Source organism: Leifsonia sp. SIMBA_070 (genome assembly GCF_046534635.1).
Lineage (GTDB): Bacteria > Actinomycetota > Actinomycetes > Actinomycetales > Microbacteriaceae > Leifsonia.
In genome coordinates, this window is the sequence record NZ_JAWRYK010000002.1 from 512,898 (window position 1) to 535,235 (window position 22,338).

22 protein-coding genes are annotated in these 22,338 nt (G+C 70.1%); 11 read left to right on the forward strand and 11 right to left on the reverse strand.

What is annotated here, in order from left to right; all coding sequences use genetic code 11:
- The first annotated feature begins 106 nt into the window (after window positions 1–106).
- Window positions 107–757 (forward strand): IclR family transcriptional regulator, encoded by a 651-nt coding sequence (locus SB754_RS18275; protein ID WP_410783972.1) that lies wholly within the window; start codon window positions 107–109, stop codon window positions 755–757.
- A gap of 108 nt (window positions 758–865) precedes the next feature.
- Here SB754_RS18275 and SB754_RS18280 read toward each other — a convergent pair whose 3' ends face one another.
- Both SB754_RS18280 and SB754_RS18285 read right to left on the reverse strand, forming a co-directional pair.
- A complete protein-coding gene (locus SB754_RS18280) occupies window positions 866–1,774 on the reverse strand; it encodes an MBL fold metallo-hydrolase (protein WP_410783826.1) in 909 nt (302 codons plus the stop codon).
- A 145-nt stretch (window positions 1,775–1,919) separates the two neighbouring features.
- Window positions 1,920–3,809 (reverse strand): FAD-binding monooxygenase, encoded by a 1,890-nt coding sequence (locus SB754_RS18285; RefSeq protein ID WP_410783827.1) that lies wholly within the window; start codon window positions 3,807–3,809, stop codon window positions 1,920–1,922.
- A gap of 206 nt (window positions 3,810–4,015) precedes the next feature.
- Between SB754_RS18285 and SB754_RS18290 the strand changes: the two genes are divergently transcribed.
- Entirely contained in the window at window positions 4,016–5,335 is a 1,320-nt protein-coding gene (locus SB754_RS18290) for an alpha/beta hydrolase (RefSeq protein ID WP_410783828.1), read from the forward strand.
- A 16-nt stretch (window positions 5,336–5,351) separates the two neighbouring features.
- On the opposite strand, the gene SB754_RS18295 is transcribed toward SB754_RS18290, so the two are convergent.
- Window positions 5,352–5,633, reverse strand: coding sequence for a DUF4190 domain-containing protein (locus SB754_RS18295; RefSeq protein WP_410783829.1), 282 nt, complete (start codon window positions 5,631–5,633; stop codon window positions 5,352–5,354).
- 150 nt (window positions 5,634–5,783) lie between these two features.
- Between SB754_RS18295 and SB754_RS18300 the strand changes: the two genes are divergently transcribed.
- From SB754_RS18300 to SB754_RS18310, 3 genes are read left to right on the forward strand one after another with little or no spacing between them, the layout of a single operon-like run.
- Window positions 5,784–7,163 carry an O-acetylhomoserine aminocarboxypropyltransferase/cysteine synthase family protein gene (locus tag SB754_RS18300; RefSeq protein ID WP_410783830.1) on the forward strand — a complete coding sequence of 460 codons (1,380 nt, stop codon included), beginning with the start codon at window positions 5,784–5,786 and terminating at the stop codon, window positions 7,161–7,163.
- Window positions 7,164–7,172: 9 nt separating this feature from the next.
- Window positions 7,173–8,492, forward strand: coding sequence for an NtaA/DmoA family FMN-dependent monooxygenase (locus SB754_RS18305; protein ID WP_410783831.1), 1,320 nt, complete (start codon window positions 7,173–7,175; stop codon window positions 8,490–8,492).
- 5 nt (window positions 8,493–8,497) lie between these two features.
- Window positions 8,498–9,487 (forward strand): EamA family transporter, encoded by a 990-nt coding sequence (locus tag SB754_RS18310; RefSeq protein WP_410783832.1) that lies wholly within the window; start codon window positions 8,498–8,500, stop codon window positions 9,485–9,487.
- Between the two features lie 6 nt (window positions 9,488–9,493).
- Here the strand turns inward: SB754_RS18310 and SB754_RS18315 are convergent, their stop codons facing one another.
- Window positions 9,494–9,967, reverse strand: a complete 474-nt coding sequence (locus SB754_RS18315) for a DUF1990 family protein (protein ID WP_410783833.1) — start codon at window positions 9,965–9,967, stop codon at window positions 9,494–9,496.
- Window positions 9,968–9,995: 28 nt separating this feature from the next.
- Window positions 9,996–10,550 (reverse strand): CGNR zinc finger domain-containing protein, encoded by a 555-nt coding sequence (locus SB754_RS18320; protein WP_410783834.1) that lies wholly within the window; start codon window positions 10,548–10,550, stop codon window positions 9,996–9,998.
- Between the two features lie 70 nt (window positions 10,551–10,620).
- On the opposite strand from SB754_RS18320, the gene SB754_RS18325 reads away from it, so the two are divergent.
- The 5 genes from SB754_RS18325 to SB754_RS18345 all read left to right on the forward strand — a co-directional run bounded on the left by SB754_RS18325 (window position 10,621) and on the right by SB754_RS18345 (window position 13,425).
- Window positions 10,621–11,598 carry an EamA family transporter gene (locus tag SB754_RS18325; protein ID WP_410783835.1) on the forward strand — a complete coding sequence of 326 codons (978 nt, stop codon included), beginning with the start codon at window positions 10,621–10,623 and terminating at the stop codon, window positions 11,596–11,598.
- Between the two features lie 78 nt (window positions 11,599–11,676).
- A complete protein-coding gene (locus tag SB754_RS18330; protein WP_410783836.1) occupies window positions 11,677–11,952 on the forward strand; it encodes a hypothetical protein in 276 nt (91 codons plus the stop codon).
- Between the two features lie 53 nt (window positions 11,953–12,005).
- A complete protein-coding gene (locus SB754_RS18335) occupies window positions 12,006–12,536 on the forward strand; it encodes a hypothetical protein (protein ID WP_410783837.1) in 531 nt (176 codons plus the stop codon).
- A 140-nt stretch (window positions 12,537–12,676) separates the two neighbouring features.
- The gene (locus tag SB754_RS18340) at window positions 12,677–13,069 is read left to right on the forward strand and encodes a hypothetical protein (protein WP_410783838.1); all 393 of its coding nucleotides are present in this window, start codon (window positions 12,677–12,679) and stop codon (window positions 13,067–13,069) included.
- A 101-nt stretch (window positions 13,070–13,170) separates the two neighbouring features.
- Window positions 13,171–13,425, forward strand: coding sequence for a DUF3072 domain-containing protein (locus SB754_RS18345; RefSeq protein WP_410783839.1), 255 nt, complete (start codon window positions 13,171–13,173; stop codon window positions 13,423–13,425).
- Window positions 13,426–13,466: 41 nt separating this feature from the next.
- Here the strand turns inward: SB754_RS18345 and SB754_RS18350 are convergent, their stop codons facing one another.
- Window positions 13,467–14,852, reverse strand: coding sequence for a GH1 family beta-glucosidase (locus SB754_RS18350; protein WP_410783973.1), 1,386 nt, complete (start codon window positions 14,850–14,852; stop codon window positions 13,467–13,469).
- A 220-nt stretch (window positions 14,853–15,072) separates the two neighbouring features.
- Between SB754_RS18350 and SB754_RS18355 the strand changes: the two genes are divergently transcribed.
- Window positions 15,073–15,858, forward strand: coding sequence for a hypothetical protein (locus SB754_RS18355; RefSeq protein WP_410783840.1), 786 nt, complete (start codon window positions 15,073–15,075; stop codon window positions 15,856–15,858).
- A 110-nt stretch (window positions 15,859–15,968) separates the two neighbouring features.
- Here the strand turns inward: SB754_RS18355 and SB754_RS18360 are convergent, their stop codons facing one another.
- The 5 genes from SB754_RS18360 to SB754_RS18380 all read right to left on the reverse strand — a co-directional run bounded on the left by SB754_RS18360 (window position 15,969) and on the right by SB754_RS18380 (window position 22,333).
- On the reverse strand, window positions 15,969–17,090 hold the full coding sequence (locus SB754_RS18360) for a trypsin-like serine protease (protein ID WP_410783841.1): 1,122 nt from the start codon (window positions 17,088–17,090) through the stop codon (window positions 15,969–15,971).
- Between the two features lie 109 nt (window positions 17,091–17,199).
- Complete coding sequence (locus tag SB754_RS18365; protein WP_410783842.1) at window positions 17,200–18,969, reverse strand: beta-galactosidase; 1,770 nt, start codon at window positions 18,967–18,969, stop codon at window positions 17,200–17,202.
- Between the two features lie 65 nt (window positions 18,970–19,034).
- Window positions 19,035–20,381, reverse strand: a complete 1,347-nt coding sequence (locus SB754_RS18370; RefSeq protein ID WP_410783843.1) for an ABC transporter substrate-binding protein — start codon at window positions 20,379–20,381, stop codon at window positions 19,035–19,037.
- 69 nt (window positions 20,382–20,450) lie between these two features.
- Window positions 20,451–21,410 (reverse strand): carbohydrate ABC transporter permease, encoded by a 960-nt coding sequence (locus SB754_RS18375; RefSeq protein WP_410783844.1) that lies wholly within the window; start codon window positions 21,408–21,410, stop codon window positions 20,451–20,453.
- Complete coding sequence (locus SB754_RS18380; RefSeq protein ID WP_410783845.1) at window positions 21,410–22,333, reverse strand: carbohydrate ABC transporter permease; 924 nt, start codon at window positions 22,331–22,333, stop codon at window positions 21,410–21,412. Before SB754_RS18380 ends, SB754_RS18375 begins: the two co-directional genes overlap by 1 nt.
- Window positions 22,334–22,338 lie beyond the last annotated feature (5 nt).

Genomic DNA, 22,338 nt, shown 5'->3' on the forward strand with positions numbered 1-22,338 from the left:
GCGGTCGACTGTTTCTATAATCGAACACGTGCCCTCCACCGATGACGCCGAGCCCCCGAACACCTCCGCGGCCCCGCCGTTGCAGACACTCTCGCGCGGCATCCGGATGCTCGAACTCCTCGCCGACGCGGGGGAGCCGCTCAGCATCCCGGTGATCGCGGCGCGGCTCGGCCTCCACCGGTCGATCGCGTACCGCATCCTGCGCACCCTGGAGGATCACGGGCTGGTGGTGCGCGACGCCGCGGGGGCGGCAGAGCTCGGGCCGCGGATGGCGAGCCTGGCCCGGTCGGTGTCGCGCGACCTGCAGTCCGCCGCGCTTCCCCAGCTGACGGGCGTGGCCAACGAGCTCACGATGACGGCCTTCCTCGCCGTGCTCGACCGGCACGAGGTGGTCACGCTGGTGACCGTGGAGCCGGCCCACGCCCACGCAACCGTGGCGCAGCGGCCGGGCACGCGGCACCCGCTCGCCTCGGGGGCGCCCGGGATCGCGATCCAGTCGGTCCTGACCGATGCGCAGTGGCGGGCGCTGCCCGGCGAGCATCCGCGCGATGATGCGACCCTCGCGCGGGAGCGGGGCTACGCCACCAGCCACGACGAGGTCATCGCGGGGCTGGCCTCCATCGCGGTTCCCGTACAGGCGCCCGGCCAGCCCGTTGCGGCGCTCGCCGTCGTGTACGTCACGAACGACGTCGACACCGCCGCCATCGGAGCCCGCCTGCGCGCCGCCGCTTCCGCGATCGAGCTCGACCTCCGCTGACGCGCGCTCCTCCGCCCACCGTCGAGTACACGATTTCTGCACGGCCGCGCGGCGTGTCGCGTGCAGAAATCGTGGACTCGACGGGGGGTGGGAGGCCCGCGGGCGGGGCTAGGTGCGGGCGACGAAGTCGCGGTGGAGGGCGGTCTGCGAGAGGGCGGAGAGCAGAGTGAAGCCGCGGAGGGCCTCCCAGCCGCCGGTCCAGGTGAGGGTGCTCGCCACCTCCCAGACGGTCCCGCCGGGATGGGCGGCGACCTCACGCGCGCGGCGCAGGTGGTGCTCGGCGAGGGCGGCGCAGCGCTCGGCGAGGCCGGTGAAGGGCTGCTCGTGACCCGGAAGCGCCAGCGCGTCGAAACCGGCGATGCGGTCGAGGGCGGCGAGGTAGTCGGCGATCGGGTTGGTGTCCGTCGGGCCGCCGAGGCCGAGTCCCGGGTTCACGGTCGGGAGGACGTGGTCGCCGGTGAACAGCAGACCGGCCTCCTCGTCGTGCAGGCAGAGGTGACCGGGTGTGTGACCGGGCGTCCAGAGCACGCGGATGCGGCGGCCGGGGATGTCGAGCAGGTCGCCGTCGGTCAGCAGGACGTCTGCGGGGACGGCGCCCGGGGCGATCGGCGCGCGGACCGCCGCCAGCAACTCCGGTCGGCGGTCGGCCGGCACGCCCCACCCGTCCAGGTCGGGCGCAGGGAGGCCGTGACTCAGCTTCACCGCAGCGGCCGCCTCCCGCTCGTGCATCAGGACCGGAGCGCCGCTGAGCGACCGCAGAGCAGTGGCGCCGCCGGCGTGATCGGTGTGCAGGTGCGTGACGACGATGGCCGCGACGTCGCTCGGCCCTCGACCGAGGGCGTCGAGAGCCGCGAGTAGTGCACCGCCGGCCTCGTCCGTCGGCGAACCCGGATCGACGATGTGCACCCGGCCCCGGTCGTCCTCGATCAGGTACGCCAGGCTGTCCGGCAGCCCGCCGGCCGGCATCGGGACCCGCACGGCGTGCACCCCGTCGGCGACGGTCGCAAAAGCGCTCACCCCGCCAGGCTAACCGCCCTCAGCGCACCTCCGCCGGTCGCTCCGCTCCTCTGCCGCCGAGGTGCACGTCGTTGTCTACGACACGCCGGGCGGGTGCGCAACAAGGTGCACTTCGACGAAGTGGGGGAACGCGGTGGACGGAGGATCAGGCGGTGACCGTCGCGCGCAGGATCGGGCGGAAGAAGGCGGCGAGCTCGTCGGTGGCGGTGAGCGGCAGCACGTTCGCGACGTACTGGTCCGGGCGAACGACGACGATGGCGCCGGCGCGGTCGATGCCGCGCTGAGCGAAGATGTCCTGCGCCGGGTCGGCGGCGTACACCTTCTCGTAGTCGATCAGACCGAACGGGCCGACTCGCGGGAGGAAGAGCTCGGGCACGACGCCGAGGTCGACGGCCGTGTGGTCCTGCTGGTAGACGACCTTCACGTCGAACCAGGCGTCGGGATCGGCGTCCCCCGGCGTGCTCGCGAGCGGCGACTCCTGAGTTGTCGCCAGCCATTCGGCGAGGTCCGCGACAGCCGACGGCTCCCCGGCGGCGGCCCGGTCGGCGAAGACGTAGATCCGCCAGCGGCCGTCGGCGCGCGCATGGTGACCCAGCTGCACCGGGTTGCCGTCGCAGACCCGCTCGACCGGCGCCGACTTGAAGCGCTTGCCGATCGGGAAGCCGGAGGCGAGCTCCTGGTGCGCCGCTTCGCCGACGATGAGCGACGGCGTGTACTGCGTCATGAATCCGGCCGGGAACTCGGCCGTCCGGACGTAGAAGTCCTCCAGCTCGGAGGGGCTGGCGAACTCCTCCGGCTTCTTCGCCATGAGCGTCGACCACTGCTTGTCGAAGTCGATGAGATCTTTCGCGACCACTTGGCGCTCGGCGGAGTAGGTGGCGAGCAGTGACTCAGGAGCACGGCCGTCGAGCACGTGCCCCAGCTTCCAGCCGATGTTGAACCCGTCCTGCATCGAGACGTTCATCCCCTGACCGGCCTTGGCGCTGTGCGTGTGGCAGGCGTCGCCGGTGATGAAGACGCGCGGGGTGCGCATCCCGAGCTCCTCCGGCAGGACGTCGTCGAACCGGTCGGTCAGGCGGTGGCCCACCTCGTAGACGCTGTGCCAGGCGACGTTCCGCACGTCGAGCGTGTACGGGTGGAGGATGTCGTTCGCCTTGGCGATGATCTGGTCGATGCTGGTCGAGCGGACGGCGCCGTTGTCGTCCGGCTGCACCTCGCCGAGGTCGACGTACATGCGGAACAGGTAGCCTCCCTCGCGGGGGATGAGCAGGATGTTGCCGGCCTCCGACTGGATCGAGCACTTGGTGCGGATGTCGGGGAAATCGGTCACGGCGAGGGCGTCCATGACCCCCCAGGCGTGGTTGGCCTGGTCGCCGGCGAGGTGGCAGCCGATGGCCTCCCGGACCTTGCTGCGGGCTCCGTCGGCGCCGACGACGTACTTCGCGTGGACCACCCGCTCCGCGCCCTCGTCGTCTCCCGCGGCGCGGCGCAGGGTGACCGCGACGGGATGCTCGCCCTCCCCGACCTGCAGGCCGACGAACTCGTACCCGTAGTCGGGCGTGAGCCGCGACGGCGAGTTCGCGGCGACCTCGGCGAAGTAGTCGAGCACACGCGCCTGGTTGACGATGAGGTGCGGGAACTCGCTCACCCCGGTGGGATCGTCGACGGGTCGCGCCGTGCGGACGATGCGGGAGGGGTCGGCCGGGTCCGGCTTCCAGAACGCCATCTCGGTGATCCGGTAGGCCTCGGCGATGATCCGCTCGGCGAAGCCGAACGCCTGGAACGTCTCCACGCTGCGCGCCTGGATGCCGTCGGCCTGGCCGATCGCGAGCCGTCCGGGGCGCCGCTCGACGAGCCGGGTGACGACGTTCGGGAACTGTGCGAGCTGCGCGGCCGCGATCATTCCGGCCGGTCCGCTGCCGACGATGAGCACGTCGACCTCGTCGGGCAGCTCGGCGGGCCTGCCGATCCCGGTTCCTGCAGGCTCGTGGATGCGCGGGTCGCCGGAGACGTAGCCGTGGTGGTGGAACTGCACGGGATCCTCACTTCGTCGTAAGAGTTCATTATGCGAACGGCGCGTTCGCATATCGCACCCACTATAGCGCGCTCACATTCCCTCGCGCTGTGGCGTCATGCGCGCGCGACTTCTGCGTCTTCACAAGTGGCGGGGTCGTCGCATCACCCTGCGGGCCCGGCCTCGAAGGTCGGTTCGCCCGTCCACGGAGTGAGGAGCGCAGGGTCATGGTTGGGCACGGACGGCACCGGGGACGGCGCACCACCCGGATTCTGGGTATATCACTGACGGCCGTGCTGGCCGGTGTGCTGGTGCTCACCTCGCCGAGTCACGCACCCATCCGCCTTGCCGCCTCCGGCAGTGCAGTGCAGGGCCGCGCACCGGGCGCCAAGGAATCGCTGGATCCGGCTGACGTGGAGAACCTGCAGCAATCGAGACCCGACGAGGTCGCGGCAGAATGGAGGGCCATTCCCGTCGCCCAGAGAGCCGACGCCGCCCAGACGCTCCCCACCGCCCTCGGCAATCTCGACGGGCTGCCCTTCGGGCTACGGGACAAGCTCAATCGTCGTGCCCTGAAGGAAGCGACGGACGAGGCGCGTCGCAAACTCGCCACGCGTCCGTCGGACACGGAGACGCGCCGATCGCTTCAGGCCTACACAGCGATCTCCATCGCCCTCAAGCCGACGAAACCACGTCGGCAACTCATCACCCTGACGGCCGACCAGCCTCCGCTCGCCGCGATCAGCGTCGGTGACCTCGACGCGGCGGACCTCGTCACCTGGCAGGTCCCCGGCATGGGGACGTATACGACCGATATGGCCCTCTGGACTCTGGCGGCGGCGAACCTCCACGCGGCGCAAGGCGCTTCGGGTGCTCCCCGAGCCCGGGCCGTCATCGCCTGGATGGGCTACGTGCCGCCGCCTCCTCCTCCGAGCATCGAAGCCTCGCGAGGGGTGTACGTCCTTGCGGGCGCCCCGAACCTCATCCGCGACGTGTCAGCAGTGAATGCTGTCCGTCCGGGTGGCCGTCGGAAGCTCCACATGAACATCGTCGCCCACTCGTACGGGACGACAGTGGCCGCTAACGCACTGGCGAGCGCAGACCTGGGCATCGACGCGTTCGTCATGCTCGCGTCCGCCGGCGTCGAACCGGGCATCGGGAACGCCTCGGCACTCCACGCGCAGCATGTCTACGCCGGCGAAGCGCGCCGCGACGGATTGGCGGACTTCGGACGGCTCTCCCGGATCGATCCGAGCGCACCGACCTTCGGGGCCACTCTGTTCGGTGTGGATGGCGTGCGCTCCGCGCGACTCGCCGCTGTGACGGGTCACGAACCGATCCTCCACTCGGCCTGGAACGACAACCCGCGATCCAGCATCTGGACACGCATCACGGATGTGGTGCAGCGGCTGCTGCGGTATCGCGAGCACAAGCAGAGATTCGGATACCTCGACCGCGGCACCGAGTCCCTGGCCAATACCGCCTGCGCCACCACGCCCGGCGCGACCCGGCAGATGACCGGGCTTCGCACCGCCGCCGGTCGCTGAGGGAGACGATCGCCCGTCAGAAGTTCACGGCGTCCATGGCCGACAGGATGAGTGCGGGCACGATGCCGATCACCATCACCGCGAAGGGGAGGGTGAAGGCATAGCCGAGGATCGTGCCGGCGAGAGCGAGCCCACGCCCCTGCTCGCCGGTGCGGGAGATCTGACGCAGCGCCACGTGACCGCACACGATCGCGGGAACGGTCAGCACGAAGGCGAGCACGAAGGAGACGATGGCCAGCGGGTTCGTGGAGGAGGAAGTCGAAGTGGATGCGGGGGTCGTCTCGACGGGGAGGGGCATGTGCGGGCCTTTCTGGTGTGGGGGTCGGGTTCGAGCGTGGAGGTCGCTCCCAACCGTTAAGACGGCACTCGGACCCGTTTGATGACTCGAGCGCCGTAGCTTTCCGCAATAGAAGGGGTGTGGGCGGAGGGCGTGCCGCACCATAGGGGGATGCCGGAGTTCACCACTGCCCAGGTCCATGCGGGAGAGTCCCGCGACGCCGCCCACGGCGCCCGGGTCACGCCGATCTATCTCACCGCGGGGTTCGAGTTCGACAGCTTCGCCCAGGCGGCGGGCCGCTTCGGCGGCGAGGAGGCCGGCTACACCTACAGCCGGTCCGGAAACCCGACGACGGCAGCGCTGGAGCGCCGCGTCGCCGAGCTCGAGAACGGGCGGGAGGCCATCGCGGTCGGCAGCGGGCAGGCGGCACTGACCGTCGCGCTGCTCGGACTGGTGCAGGCGGGCGACCACATCCTCTCGGCGCAGAGCATCTACTCCGGAACCCGCGGGCTGTTCGAGAACGGCCTCCGCCGCCTCGGCATCGAGATCGAGTTCGTCACCGATCCGACCGACGCGGCGGAGTGGCGCAGGCGCATCCGCCCGAACACGCGGGTGCTGTTCGGCGAGTCCATCGCCAACCCGGGCACGGAGATCCTCGACATCGCGGCCGTCGCCGCGGTGGCGCACGAGGCCGGGCTCCCGCTCGTCGTCGACAACACCCTCGCGACCCCGTACCTGCTGAAGCCGGGCGACCACGGAGCGGACATCGTCGTGCACTCCGCCAGCAAGTACCTCGGTGGCCACGGCTCCACCCTCGGCGGGATCGTCGTGGACCAGGGCAGCTACGACTGGGCGTCCTCCCCGTTCCGGCACCTGACCGGTCCGGACGAGTGGCTCGACGGCGCCAGCTACGTGGGGGCCCATGGCGACGGTGCCTACACCGCCTTCGCACGCACGGTGGTTGCTGCCCTGTTCGGCCCGGTGCTGTCGCCGATGAACGCGTTCCTCATCCAGCAGGGCATCGAGACGCTCTCGCTGCGGGTGCAGCGCCAGTCGGACACGGCGCTCGCGGTCGCCCAGTGGCTGGAAGCGCAGCCGGAGGTGCTCGGTGTCGACTACGCGGGTCTCCCGTCGCACCACGCCCACGGGCTCGCGCAGCGCTACCTGCCCCGAGGTCAGGGCGCGGTGCTCGCCTTCACCATCACGGGCGGCGCCGCGGCGGCTGAACGGTTCTACGACTCGGTCGAACTGTTCAGCCGGATGACGCACATCGGCGATGTGCGGTCGCTCATCCTGCACCCGGCATCCACCACCCACACGCACCTGTCGGCTGAGGTACGCGAAGACCTGGGGATCGGCGGCGGCCTGCTGCGGCTCTCCATCGGACTCGAGGACGCCGACGACCTGATCGCCGACCTGGCACGCGGAATCGCGGCTGTGACGGCGGCGGCGCAAACGCTCGACGTGGATGCGGTGCCCGTACCGACCTCGCCCGCCCCGACCTCGCCCGCCCTGACTTCGGACGCGGTGCCTGTCGCCGCGGCCCTGTAGGAGGAGACCATGGCACGCCTGCAGCACTTCGGCTGGTTCTTCAGCCGCGGCTTCGGCCCGCAGGGCTGGGGCCACCCGTACTGGGACTGGGGCTACGACTGGACCCGCCCGGACCTGTACCAGCAGTCCGCCCGTGAACTGGAGCAGGCGGGGCTCGACCTGGTCATCATCGAGGACGCGCTGTCGCTCGGCTTCCCGGAGACGCTCGACCTCCGCGTCCGCGAGGCGTACGGCGGCCCGAAGCACGACCCGCTGATCCTGTCGCCGTACCTTCTCGACGCCACCAGGCACCTGGGGGTCGCGCCGACCATCAACGCCGGCGCCTACCCGCCGTATGTCGCCGCGCGCCAGTTCGCGTCCCTCCACCACCTGAGCGATCACCGGCTCGGCGTCAACGTGGTCACCGATGTGGGCAGCGCGCGGCACCTCGGCCTCCCGCAGCTCTCGCACGACGGCGCCTACGACCGGGCCGAGGAGTGGCTGACCGTCATCCGCCGGTTGTGGCACAGCTGGGACGACGGCGCCCTGATCGGGGACGCTGCGACGCGGCACTTCGCAGACGGGTCGAAGATCCGGCCGTTCGAGCACGAGGGCGAGTACTTCACGCTGGCCGGTCCGCTGAATGCGGTTCCGTTCTCGCAGGGCGACCCGGCGATCGTGTCGCCGGGCGGATCACCGCGCGGGATCGCCTTCGCCGGCACCCACTCCGACGTGCAGCTGGCCCTGGCGCCGCTCGACGCGCAGAGCATCCGCGACTACCGGGCGAAGGTGCGGGATGCGGCCGCTGCGGCCGGACGCAACCCGGACAGCATCAAGGTGCTGTTCGTGTTCAAGCCGGAGGTCGTCCCGAGCGACGAGGAGGGCCGCCGCGTCGTCGAGGCGTCGAAGCATCCCACCGATGAGGAGCTCTACCGGGCGCTGGCCGGGCAGTCCAGCGACCTGGAGACCGACCTCACCGTGCTGCCGCTGGACGAGCCGTTCGAGGTCTCGGTGTTCGGCGACCACGTCTCGCAGGGCAGCATCAAGGGGCTGTTCGGCAAGCAGGGCATCCGGGAGGGTGTGACCCTCCGCGACCTGATCGCACCCAAGGTGGTCAAGGGGCGCATCGCCGACCGCGCCGGCTTCGTCGGCACGGCCGAGCAGATCGCCGACTTCATCGAGGAGATCGGGGAGGAGGCCGACAATGACGGCTTCATCTTCTCGGGCGACCTGCACCCGGTGACGCTGCACCGCTACCTGGATGAGCTGGTCCCGGTGCTCCGCCGGCGCGGCATCCTGCGTCGGGAGTACGGGAACGGCGGCATCCGCGCCAACCTGACCGACTTCTGACCGGGGTGGGGCGCCAGGCGGAGGCGGGCCAGGCGGCCGAGGGCCGGTTCAGGGGCGGTCAGGCGGCCGGCCTCGCAGCGATGCTGTTCGCGCAGCTGTCGTTCAGCACGAGCAGCATCCTGCTGAAGCCGCTGCTGGACGCTGGATGGTCGCCCACCGCCGCGGTCGCCGTCCGTGTCGCGCTCGGCGGGCTGATCCTCGCGGTGCCGGCCCTGGTGGTCCTTCGCGGGGATCTTCGTCCGCTGCTCAGCAACGGGCGGCTCGTGCTCGGCTACGGCTTGGTGGCGGTCGCCGGAACACAGGTGCTGTACTTCGCGGCGGTGCAGCGGCTGCCGGTCGCGGTCGCCCTCCTCATCCAGTACTGCGCTCCTGTGCTCATCGTGGTGCTCGGCTGGCTGCGTGGGGCGCCGGTCCGCCTGCTTGTGGTGGCGGGCGCGGTCGCGAGTGTGGTGGGCGTGGTGCTCGTCGTGGATCCGTTCGGCGGCGGAGGCCCGGGTGGATCGATGGACGCGGTGGGCGTGCTGCTCGCGGCGGCCGCGGCGGTGTGCCTGGCCGGGTACTACCTCCTCTCCGCCGCGCCGGCGCCCGGACTGCCGCCGGTCGCGCTCGTCAGTTCGGGGCTGCTGGTCGGCGCCGCCGCCACCGCCGGCGTCGGGCTGACCGGGCTCCTGCCGCTCACCGCGTCGACGGACGCGGTGTCGCTCGGGGGAGCGACGCTGCCCTGGTGGCTGCCTCTGGCGGTGGTCGCCGTCGTCGGGACCGCGATCGCCTACTCGCTCAGCCTGGCGGGCTCGCGGAGGCTGGGGTCCCGCCTCGCGTCGTTCGCCGGACTCACCGAGGTGGTCTTCGCGACGGTGCTCGCGTGGCTGCTGCTCGGGGAGCGTCCCGGCCCCGTGCAGCTGCTGGGCGGGGCGTGCATCCTCGCGGGCATCGTGCTGGTGCGATCGGACCGCGAGCCTGTCACTGCGTCGACGCGTGCCGAGAGCGTGGTCTGACGCACATCAGCGCAGGGCTCGGAGGTATCGCCGTCTGGCCACCCGTTGCGCGAGGAGCAGCAGCGGGAAGAGCGCGCGCCACGGCTGCTGCGGCGCTCGCCGCGTGAGGGAGCGAACCGTGAGACGGATCTCGTTGTCGCGGCGATGGAGGATGAACGCCTCCTCGCCGTCGACAGGATGCCCCGGGAGTGTGCGGTACGAGAAGCCGACGCGGTTGGAGGTGGTGACGACTTCGACGACCTCCACGGGCTCGACGATCCGGACGCCCAGCACCGTCGCCTTGATGGTGACCCGCTGACCGGGCTCGACGGGAGCCTCCGTGCCGACCGAGAAGCCGCTGGCCGTTTTCACGCCCCAGCGCAGGAGCTCCCGCGTGGCGCGCTCCCAGGTCGGGGGCCCGTGGCCGATGACGGCGGACACCTCCGAGCGCCGGTAGGCAGGGTCCGTCGCGGCCCAGGCGGCAGTCGCGGGGTCGGTCACGGTGCCATCGTAGAAGAAAGGCCGCCGGTCAGGCGTCGTGCTCCTTGCGGGCGCGGAACGCGATCATGTTCATCCGGTTGCCGCAGCGCACACTGCAGAAGCGCTTCGAGCCGTTGCGCGACAGGTCGAGGAGGAGTCCGGTGCAGTCGTCGGCCGCGCACACGCGCAGCCGGCCCGTCTCGTCCGAGCGGATGACGTCGACCAGGGCCAGCGCGATCTCGACGCGGATGCGCTCGGCGAGGGGCGCATCCTGGGCCGTCGCGTGCAGGTGCCAGTCGAAGCCGTCGTGCCGCATGAGGTACGGGAGGGCGCGCGCCTCCGCCAGCATCGCATTCACTTCCAGCGCCGCCGCGTCACGGTCGAGCGACCACGTGCGCCGCAGCCGCTCCCGAGTCTCGTGCACTTCACGCAGCTCGGGCTCGTCTCCGTCGACCCGGCCGGAGTAGCTGTTCTCGGTGAGCAGGGCGACCAACTGGGAGGGCGTCGCCAGCTCGTCCTCGCCGCTCCGGGAGGCGTCGGGCGCGGTGTTTCCGAGCACCACCGCGAACTCCAGCGCATCCACTGTGTCAGGGGCAAAATGCAAGTTGACTCCTTACTCACGACGAGACTAGCGTCAGGACCATCATCTCTTACGATCCTGACAGGTGAGTCCTATGCAGCACCGCCACCCGACCTCCCTCGGTCTCGTCATCGCCGTCGTCGCGGCGGCCAGCTTCGGGATGTCGGGCGCGTTCATCAAACCGCTGCTGGAGAGCGGGTGGTCCCCGGTCGCGGCCGTGACCGTTCGCGCCCTGACCGGCGGGATCGTGCTGCTGCCGTTCGCGCTGTTCGCCGTCCGCGGGAAGTGGGCGGCGGTCTGGCGCGGCCGGTGGCGGCTGCTCGGGATGGCCCTGGTCGGCGTCGCCGGAACGCAGGTGCTGTACTTCGCGGCGATCCAGCGCATCCCGGTCAGCACCGGCATCCTGATCGAGTACCTGGCGCCGGTGCTCCTCGTCCTGGTGGTCTGGGCTCGGACACGAAAGGCACCGCGCGTCGTCGTCCTGGCCGGTTCGGCGGTCGCCGTCGCCGGACTCGTCCTGGTCGTCTCGCCGGGCGGGGGAGGCGCGCTCGACCCCGTCGGCCTGGCGCTCGCGATTGTGGCGATGGTCGGCTGCGCTGCCTTCTACGTGATCGCCGCGCGGCCGAGCGACGGCCTCCCTCCGGTCGCGCTGGCTGCGGGCGGCCTGCTGCTGGGCGGCATCGCCCTCGCCGCCGTCGGCGCCACCGGACTCCTGCCGGTCACCGTCAGCTTCGCCGACGTGACCCTCTTCGGCCAGGCGACCGCCTGGTGGGTGCCGCTCGCGGTCGTGGGCATCGTGGCCACGGCGATCGCGTACGCCACGAGCATCACGGCGACGGAGATCCTCGGCTCCCGGCTGGCCTCCTTCACCGGGCTCCTGGAGGTCGTGGCCGCCACCCTCTACGCCTGGCTGCTGCTCGGCGAGCGGCTGGGACTCCCGCAGCTGCTGGGCGGGCTGCTCATCCTCGGCGGGATCGCCCTCGTCCGCGCCGACCGCGGCGACGCTGCGCTGCCTGCGCGTCGCACCGCACCGGACGCGCGTTCGGCGGAGCAGACCCTCCCGCTGAGCTGACGGGCGAGGCACCGTCCGGGCGGAAGCAAGCGTGCCTGACCCCTTGCCGTGGCACCTGCTCGCGCCGAAGGTGGGGGCATGGATGCGGCGAGCAGTGACGAGACCCGCCGGGGTCACGACGAGGACAAGTCGACGATCGACGAGCGCCTGACCGGCGTCCGCGATCCGCAGGACCCGGACGGTCTGCTGACGGTGGAGGAGGACGCCCACCGCCCCGACCCGGCCCGCTACGGCGCACCGGAGACGGACACCCTCGAGCGCGAGCGGGCGCACGTCGCAGAGCTCGGGGACGACGGCTCGTCGGACGAGCTCCCGGAGGTGCCGCGGAAGCGCGGGGTGACCGGGCTGGGCTAGGCGACGGACGCGGCCGGCGGGGTCCAGGTCGCCTGCGGGGGGAGAATGGCACGATGGCCCTCCCCGCGACAGAACGCATCGTCCCGGTCCCGGTGAACCGCATCGAGCTGGAGGTGGCGGTCCCATTCGGGACGCTGCGCCGCGCCTTCGAGGCCGAGGTCCCCCCGGTCGACGCGGCGCGCGTGCGGGAGCTGGTGGCGGAGGGCGCCGAGTGGCGCCGGCTGACCACCGAGGCGGCCGGGCCGGGCATCCACCGTTTCGTCCGCTTCTGGACCGATCACCCGACTCCCGTGATGCGCGTCGGCGGGGCGGACATCGCGAGCGCGGTCTACCTGATCGGGGACTACTCCACGGCGGCCCGCATGTTCCGGCACGACCCGGGCGCGCTGCTGTACACGCCGCTGCGCGTCGAACTGCACGCCTCGCGCTCGGGAGGGACGATCCTCAGCGTCGACCAGCCCAGCAGCCGGCTCGGCAGCTACGGCAACAACAAGATCGCGCAGGCCGGCTTCGAGCTCGACCGGATGCTCGGCGACCTCCTGGAGGAGCTCAGCCTCCCGCGCCCGAGCGTCCTGCGCCGCTGAGCGCGCGCCGAGAACCGGTGGTCCCGACACGCCGCCAACGCCCAGCCGTAACGGCATGTCCGGGCCACTCGATGCTCGGCAGGGCCAGCGGCAAGTGATGAGCGAACGTCCGTCATCCTCGCTCTGCTAAGGTGCGAGCCGTGAGCATGCAGCAGTTCGGGCCGGGCCCGACTCTCGTCCAGGTCGGCAACGTCACCGCCAATGAGGCATGGATCGTGACGCCCGCCGGGACCTGGCCGATCGCCGACGTCAATGTGACCAGCGTCGATCAGACCTCGACGACGACCCATACACCCGCCTGGGCGATCATCCTCGTGGTCGTCTTCATCTGGTTCTTCTTTCTGAGCCTGTTGTTCCTGCTCGCCCGCGAGACACGCGTTGCAGGCTACATCGCCATCCACATCTCCGCCCGCAATGGCCAGTCCTACACCGAGCAGGTGCCGGTGCACGACGCGCAGCAGCGCGCAGTGGTCCTGTCGCGGGCCGGATACCTGCAGGCACTGATCGGTCACGCCCGCGCCATTCGCGGCTGACCTGCGCCGCTGAGCGTGTGCCGTTGAACGTGTGCGGCTGAGGGTGTGCGGCTGACCGCGTGCGGCTGACGGTGCCGGTGCGGCGGCGTACTGTCTGCGGCATGACCGACACCAGCGACACCACGAACGGACCCGGCGGCGACGTGCTCGGCGCCCGCGACGACGACGACAACCCGGCGAGCAAGGACCCGTCGGAGTGGGTCACGGGCGACGAGCCGATGACCGCATCCCAGCGCAGCTACCTCGACACGCTGGCGAGGGAAGCCGGGGAGGAGCTCCCCGCCGACCTCACCAAGGCGCAGGCCTCCACCGAGATCGACCGGCTGCAGCAGAAGACGGGCCGCGGGCAGGGCTGACGCCCTCGGCGACCCGTCGGACCCGCCCGCCGCGGCTCTTCTCAGGCCCGGGAGGCGGGAACTGCGTCGCGCAGGAAGTCCGCCACCCAGCGGGCGCTCCGCTTGGGGGTGCGTTTCTGGGTCCGGTAGTCCACGTGCACGATGCCGAACCGGCGCGAGTACCCCCACGCCCACTCCCAGTTGTCCATCAGCGACCAGATGAAGTAGCCGTGGAGCGGGATCCCCTCGGCCACGGCATCCCGAGCGGCCTCGAAGTGAGCCTCCAGGTACTCGGCCCGCGCGCCGTCGTCTATGGAGCCGTCGTCCTCCACCCGGTCGGGGTAGGCCGCGCCGTTCTCGGTGATGTAGAGGGGCAGGTCGGGGGCCAGCTCGTGCGCCTGGCGCAGCACATCCACCATTCCGTCCGGGTGGATCTCCCAGCCCATCTCGGTGACCGGCGCTCCGGTCTTGACGAACTGGACGTGCCCGCTGCCCGGGTAGGCGCTGGCCGGGGCGTCGACGGCCGGGATGGACCCCGAACGGACCGTGTGCCGGCTGTAGTAGTTGATCCCCAGGAAGTCGATGGGCGCCGAGATGCGCTTCAGGTCGTCCTCGGTCGCGTTCTCGGCGAACCACTGCGTCTCGCCCAGGTCGTCCAGCACGTCGGCCGGGTAGCTTCCGCGCAGCACCGGGTCGAGGAAGAAGCGGTTGCTGAGGCCGTCGATGCGCCGTGCGGCGTCCGCATCCGCGTCGGAGTCGCCTGCCGGCCGGACCGAGTACAGATTGAGCGTGGTCCCGACGCGGGCGTCGGAGCGGGTCGCGCGGAGCGCCTCCAGCGCGTGGCCGTGGCCCAGCAGGAGGTGGTGCCCGGCGTGCGCTGCACGCGAACCGAGCCGTCGCCCGGGCGCGTGATGGCCGCTGGCGTAGCCGAGGAAGGCCGAGCACCACGGCTCGTTGAGCGTGATCCAGTCGGTGACGACGTCGCCGAGCTCCTCCGCGACGATGGCAGCATAGTCCGCGAACCGCAGGGCGGTGTCCCGCTGCAGCCAGCCGCCCCGGTCCTCCAGCGCCTGGGGGAGATCCCAGTGGTACAGCGTCGCCCACGGCGTGATGCCGCGGTCGCGGAGCCCACCGGCCAGTCTCCGGTAGAAGTCGATGCCCGCCCGGTTGGGAGCGCCCGTGCCGTCCGCCTGGATGCGCGGCCACGCGACCGAGAACCGGTAGGCGTCGACCCCGATGTCCGACATCAGAGCCACGTCCTCCGCCCAGCGGTGGTAGTGGTCGTCGGCCACGTCACCCGTGCTGCCGTCAGCGATCGCGCCGGGGACGCGGGCGAACGCATCCCAGATGCTCTCGCCCCGGCCGTCCTCGCGGGTCGCGCCTTCGATCTGATATGAGGCCGTCGCGGTCCCGACGACGAAACCGTCGGGGAGGTCGCTTCTCTGCATGGTCACTCCGGGAGAGTACTCCGTTGTCCCGTTGGAACCTGTTTTCAGGAGATGGTGGTGCGTGCGCCGAACCTCAACGACAGATTCGTGAGGAATGTGGCGAAATAGGCGCGCGGAACCCCGATTCGTCACGAATCGTGCGAGCCCAACCTCTGAGGGCTCTCAGCGGTTCGCCCCCGTCGCACAGGGTGGGGCACCCGCGATTCGGGATGCTGGGAGGATGCGCAACACCGTTCCCGCCGTCACTGCCCTGTTCTGGGTGACCAAGCTGCTGACGACGGCGATGGGAGAGACGGCGTCCGATTTCCTGGTGAAGACCATCGACCCGGTCGTCGCGGTGGGCGGCGCGTTCATCCTCTTCGCCATCGCGCTCGGGCTGCAGTTCGCCGTGAGGAGGTACATCCCCTGGGTGTACTGGTCGGCGGTGCTCATGGTGGCGGTGTTCGGCACGATGGTGGCGGACGTCCTCCACGTCGAGCTCGGGGTGCCGTACCTGGTGTCGACGGTGGTCTTCGCGGTGGTGCTCGCCGTCGTATTCGTGCTTTGGTACGCGACCCAGCGGACGCTGTCCGTCCACAAGATCGATACCCCCGCGCGGCAGGTCTTCTACTGGTGCGCGGTGCTTGCGACCTTCGCGCTGGGCACGGCGGTCGGCGATCTCACTGCGACGACGCTGGGACTGGGGTACTTCGCCTCAGCGCTGCTCTTCGGCATCCTGTTCGCGGTGCCGGGCGTCGCCTACCGCTGGTGGGGGCTCGGGGCGACCGCTGCATTCTGGACCGCATACGTCCTGACACGCCCGTTCGGTGCGTCCCTCTCCGACGGGTTCGCGGTGTCGCACGCCCGCGGAGGGCTGGCACTCGGCACCGCCCCTGTGAGTCTGGTGCTGCTCGCGGCGATCGTGGTGTGCGTCGCCGTGCTGAGCGTGCATCATCGCCGGGACGCGCGTCCGCTCGGGGTGATGCCGATCCCCTCAGGGGCTGGGGACGTCCGCGCGGACTCGTAGCGACAGATGCCGTACACGGTCGACGCCTGCTGCGACGGCCCCCGCCTTCCGTCGTACGGGAGGGAAGCCGGAGGCCGTCGTCGCGTATCACCGCCCGGGGGCGAACCCACTCAGTTCAGAAGGAAGCTGCTCGCGATTCCGATCGTCGTGCTGGTCGACACCACGGTGTTCATGTCTGCCGCTACGGTGACGTACTTGCCCGTCGACATGGCCCGCAGGCTGATCGTGCCATTCGAATTCGAAACGAGGACGAACTTCTCCCACGTATCGTTCCAATCGCGATTGGCGTCCAGGACAGCGGAGGGCGGTGCGGTGACGAACTTGCCGTTGGACTCCGCGCGAAGGCTCACCGTGTAGTCGTTGTTGTGGACCAGCGTGAAGTGCTCCCAGGTGAATGCAAGGGTCTGGTTGTTGCCGGCAACGATCGGAGCGTCCGGTCCGGACCCCCGTGCCGAGACGTACATCCCCGTCCATGACGAACGGAGAGTGATCGAGCGGTCGAGAGGGGCGACCGCGGTCTGAGTGGTGCGGGCGAACCAGTCGCGCAACGGCTGATTGGAGGCGATGTCGACGAAGGCGGTTACCGAGTCGCTGCAGGCGGAGACCACTCCGGCAAGCCGGGGGCCGGACGGGGTGTCCATGAAGAATGCGCTGCCCGAGTCGCCAGCGCCGTTGTGCGTTCCCGCGACAAGCGGGGTTGCTCGCGTGAGGGAGCCGCCGGGCATATGACTGAGGAAGCGGAACTGTGTCGTCGAGAGGTGTCCATCACTGCCGGCGCCCATTCCGGCGCTTCGCAGGATGCTCCCCTCATCGACAGCATCGCCGAGGGGGATGGGGCGCACGCCCACCGGGTCGATGCGCAGTAGTGCGACGTCGGGGATCTGCGGATCGAGCCCTGGGATGTTGGGCTGGACGATGTCGCGAACAGTGGAACGGACATCGGAGGAGCGTTCGTTGTAGTCGTACGTATTGACGGCGACCTGGCTGGAGCCGACTTTCAGTCCTCCTGCGCAATGCCCTGCGGTGATCACCCAGTTCGGGGCGACCAGCGCACCCCCACAACCGGGCACGTCGGTGTAGAACGGGTAGACGCCTTTCGCGACCTTCGTCCCGCCGGTGACCGCATGAGCGGGCTCGCTCGCAACGAGGTCCGCGGCGACGCCGAGACCGACGACGACGGCTGCCATAGTGGTGACTGCCCGGATTCTCATCCAGGTGCGATTGCTCTTCATCCAGTTTCCTCTCGAGAGACTGCGCGCGGTGGCGCGCATCCCGAAAGGCTAGATACCTGACGATCCGGACAGCCAGTCCGAGCCGCCCAGGGGTGGCCGCAATAGCCGCCTACACCTCCGTGTGCCCCAGCCGCGGCTCCGGCACGAAGGCGGCGGTCGCCTCCGCGGCCGACTCCAGTTCGAGCACGATCAGCTCGTTCGTCCCGGCGCGCAGCACGCCGCGCGGGACGTACAGCGTCTGCTGCGGCCCGCGCGTCCAGTACCGGCCCAGGTTGAAGCCGTTGATCCAGGCGACGCCCTTGCCCCATCCGGTCGTGTCGAGGAACAGGTGGCCGGGCTCCTCGACCTCGAAGACAGCCCGGGCGAACACCGGACCGGCGAGCCGTTCCGGTGCCGCGCCGCGACCGACCGCCGCGACCAGCGCCTCCCGCACCGGCTCGATGGAGGACAGCTCCAGCGGGAGCACGCTCCACCTCCGCAGCTCCTCGCCGTTGAGCTGCACCGGGCCGATGAGTCCCTTCGGCTCGCCGATGCGTGGACCGTAGTCGACGCGGCCCTGGTCTTCGACCAGCACCGTCAGCGTCCCGCGGCTGGGGGAGAGGGCGATCGCGGAGTCGTGGTGGTCGCGCGCCAGCACGCCGAGGCGGCTGGTCCCGACCGAGACGTAGGCGCGGTCGCGCACCTCACCGAACTCCAGCACGGCCGGCTCGGACGTGTCGATCTCGGTCCGGTAGAGGCCCAGCCCGCTGTAGTGGCCCAGGTCGTCGAAGGTCGGAAGCGCGTCGGTGTGCGACCATTCTCCGAGCCGATCCGTGACCGCCCACAGCGGGACGGCGGCGTCGAACGGGACGGTGAACGCCGGAGCGGCCGCCGCGGATACGGCATCCAGCTGCGGCACCGGTGCGTACTTCGCGATGACGTCGCGGAATGCCCAGAACTTCTCGGTCGGCTCGCCCGCCTCGTCCAGCGGGGCGTCGTAGTCGTAGCTGGTGACGATCGGTTGGTAGACGCCCTTGTCGTTCGCTCCGTTGGTGAAGCCGAAATTGGTGCCGCCGTGGAACATGTACAGGTTGACGGACGCGCCCAGCGACAGGAGCTCGTCCAGGTCTGCGGCCGACTCGGCCACCGGCGTGGTGTGGTGGTGGGTGCCCCAGCTGTCGAACCAGCCGTCCCAGAACTCGGAGCACATCAGAGGGCCGGTCGGCTGGTGCCGCCGCAGCGTCGCAAGACGCTCCCGAGAGCGGGAGCCGAACGACGCCGTCTTCAGGAGGCCGGGCAGCGATCCGTTCTCGAGCATGTCGTCCTGCGGCTGGTCCACGGTCGTCAGGGGGACCGTGATCCCGGCCTCCCGCATCACCTGCACCAGGTGGCGGAGGTACTCGGCGTCGTCGCCGTAGGCTCCGTACTCGTTCTCGACCTGGACGAGGAGGACCGGACCGCCCTCGGTCACCTGCAGCGGCCGGACGATCTCCAGCACGTTCTGCAGGAAGCGCGAAACCGCGGCGACGAACGTCGGCTCGGAGCGGCGGATGCCCACCGCCGGGTCGGTGAACAGCCATGCCGGGAGGCCGCCGTTGTCCCACTCCGCGCAGATGTACGGGCCGGGCCGGACGATGGCGTGCATCCCCTCGTCGGCGACCGCGAGCAGGAAGCGACGGAGGTCCAGCCAGCCATCCGCCCGCCACTCGCCGGGCTGCGGCTCGTGCGCGTTCCACGGCACGTACGTCTCGATCGTGTTCAGCCCCATCAGGCGCGCCTTGCGGATGCGGTCGGCCCAGTCGTCCGGGTGCACGCGGAAGTAGTGCAGCGCGCCGGAGAGGATGCGGTGCGGCTCGCCGTCGAGGACGAAGTCGTCTCCCACGATCTCGAAGCTGGTCATGGTTCTCCTCCAGGATGGGGCGTGGCCGGCCGCGACGGATCGCGACCGGCCACGGGTGGGATGGGCTACTTGCCGGTGACGGTGAAGCCCTGCTGGTTGCCGTAGTCGACGAGCGCCTTCTGCCAGGCCTGCAGGCCGCCGTTCAGGCTGGTGTTCGACGTGTACGACTGACCGACGGTGTCGCCGTAGATGCTGTTCGCGTAGACCTGGAACGGCAGGTACTGCCATCCGGTCGACACGTTCTTCGCACCGTCGACGAGCACCTCGTTGATCTTCTGGCCGCCGAAGTAGTCGGGCGCCGTCGCGAGGAAGTCGGACGACTCGAGGTCCTTCGTGGTCGACGGGAAGCCGCCGGACTTGAGGAAGACCTTGATGCTCTCCGGGTCGTTGTTCAGCCACTTCAGGAAGCCGGCCGCGAGCGCCTGGTTCTTGCTCTGCTTGAGCACGACCTGCGCGCCTCCGCCGTTCTCGGCGTTCACGGGCTTGCCGTCGTAGGTGGGGATCGGAGCGACCCGCCACTGCCCCGCGCCGTCCTTCACGGACGACTCGAGCACGCCGGGCATCCAGGCGCCGGTGACGAGGGTGGCGATGGAGCCGTTGCCGAGCGCCTTGAACCAGTCGTCACTCCAGCCGGGCACGGTGGAGAGCAGCTTGCCCTCGACCAGCTTGTCCCAGGTGGCCGTCCACTTCTTGGTGCCCGCGTCCTGCAGGTTGATCGTCGCCTTGGTGCCGTCGACGCTGAACGGGCGGCCGCCGGCCTGCCAGATCATGGAGGTGGTGAAGCCCGAGTCGCCGGAGTCGCTGGTGATGTAGGCGTTCGGGTCGGCGGCGTGCAGCTTCTGGGCCGCGGCGACGTACTCGTCCCACGTCTTCGGAACCGCGATGCCGTACTTGTCGAACAGCGTCTTGTTGTAGAACATCGCCATGGGACCGGAGTCCTGGGGGAGGCCGACGAGCTTGCCGCCGACGTTCACGGAGCCCCACGGTCCGGGCGTGTAGTCGTTCTTCAGCGAGTCGAAGCCGTACTTGGACAGGTCGACGAGCGAGTCCGACAGGGCGAACTGCGGGATGGCGTAGTACTCGACCTGGGCGACGTCCGGTGCGCCGTTGCCCGCCTTGATGGCGTTCTGGAGCTTGGTGTACTCGGTGGTGTTGGTGCCGGCGTTGACCAGCTTGACCTTCACCTTCGGGTACTTCTTCTCGAACGCGGCCACCTGTGCCTCGGCGGAGGGGGTCCACGACCAGTACGTGATGGTGCCGCCCTGCTTGAGGGCCGCGTCGATGTCCGAGGAGCTTCCGCCGCCGGCGGAGGTTCCGCCGGAGCAGGCGGCGAGCGAGATGCCGACGACGGTGCTGACGACTGCTGCGGCGATGGCCCTGCGCAGGGTGCGGGACCCGAGTGTGCGCTTCATGAGCTTCCTTTCACTTCTTCGTGGAATGAGGGTGCGTGTGGTGGGGGGTTGGGATGGGGATGGACGGTGTCACTGCTTGACGCTTCCGGCGGCCAGACCCGACTGCCAGAAGCGCTGGAGCACCAGGAACGCGGCCACGATCGGGACGATCGTGATGAGCGATCCGGTGATCACGAGGTTGAAGATCGGCTGCGCGCCGACCCCGGTCGCCTGCGCGCTCCACTGGCTGAGTCCGACGGTGAGGGGGTACCAGGTCGGATCGCTCAGCATGATGAGCGGCAGGAAGTAGTTGTTCCAGGTGGCGACGATCGCGAACAGGGCGACCGTCACGACGCCGGGGGCGAGCAGCCGGAGCGAGATGGTGAAGAAGGTGCGGAACTCGCCGGCCCCGTCCATCCGCGCCGCCTCCAGCAGCTCGGTCGGCACGGCCTCCGTCGCGTAGGTCCAGATCAGGTAGAGACCGAACGGGCTGATCATCGACGGCAGGATGATCGCCCAGGGCGTGTTGGTGATCCCGGCCTGGCTGAACATCAGGAAGGTCGGGACGGCAAGCGCGGTGCCGGGAACGGCGATCGCGCCGAGTACGACGGCGAAGACCGCGCGCTTGCCGGGGAAGTTGTACTTGGCCAGCCCGTAACCGGCGACGGTGGCGAGGAGGGTCGCCCCGCCCGCGCCGACCACCACGTAGAGCAGCGTGTTGCCGAGCCACTGGACGAAGATCCCGTTGCGGTAGGTGAAGGTGTCCGCGATGTTCTGGAACAGGTTGAAGTTCTTGCCGAACCAGAGCCCGAAGGTCGAGTACAGGTCGGGCTGGCTCTTCGTCGCGTTCACGATCAGCCAGATCAGCGGCACGAACGAGTAGATGACGAACAGGACCATCAGGACGGTCAGCAGCGGCGACTTGCGCACCCGCCGGCCGGAGGAGGCGCCGGCGTTGCTGCGGGCGGCCGCGCGGGAGGGCGCACTGTGGGGACGGAGCCGGCTGCTCCCGGTGTTCCCGGTGCTCCGGGTGTCGGTCAGGGAGGCCATCAGCGGAGCTCCTTCCTCGAGCCGCGCAGCTGCACGGCGTAGGCGATCACCGCGGTGAGCACGCCCATCACGATCGCGACGGTCGCCGCGTAGTTGAACTGCTGGCCGGCGAACGAGAGGTTGTAGGCGTACATGTTCGGGGTGAAGTAGCTGCTGATCGCGTTGGGCGCCAGCTGCTTCAGGAGGTGCGGCTCGTTGAAGAGCTGGAAGCTACCGATGATCGAGAAGATCGTCGCGATGACGATGGCGCCGCGGATGGCGGGCAGCTTGATGCTGAACACGGTGCGGAACGCGCCGGCGCCGTCGATCTCCGCCGCTTCGTACAGCTCGGTCGGGATCACGCGCAGCGCTGCGTAGAAGATGAGCATGTTGTAGCCCATGAACTCCCAGGTGACGATGTTGCCGATGGAGGCCAGTACCCACGGGCCGCTGAGCGGCGCGAGTCCGGTGCCGAGCAGCGCGTTGACGCTCGCCGTCAACCCGAACTGGTCGCCGTAGATGAAGCCCCAGATCAGGGCGGCGACGACGCCGGGGACCGCGTAGGGCAGGAACAGTGCGATCCGGAAGAAGCCGGCGCCGTGCAGCCGTGCGCTGTCGAGGGCGAGCGCCGCGAGCAGCGAGAGGAGCAGCATGATCGGCACCTGGACGACGAGGAACAGGGTGACCCGGCCGAGCGACTCCCAGAACTTCGCGTCCTGGAAGACGGCGATGTAGTTGCCCAGCCCGACGAACGCGTTGCCGCCGATGAGCTGCTGGCGGAAGAGGCTGAGGTACAGCGCGTAGAGCACGGGGGCGATGATCATCGCGGCGAAGACGATCATGAACGGCGCGACGAAGGCCCAGCCGCGCCAGTCGCGGCGGGCTCGTCGCGGCCGGCGGGTGCCGCCCGCCGTGCCGGCCTGCGTGAGGGACGTCGTTGTCATGTCAT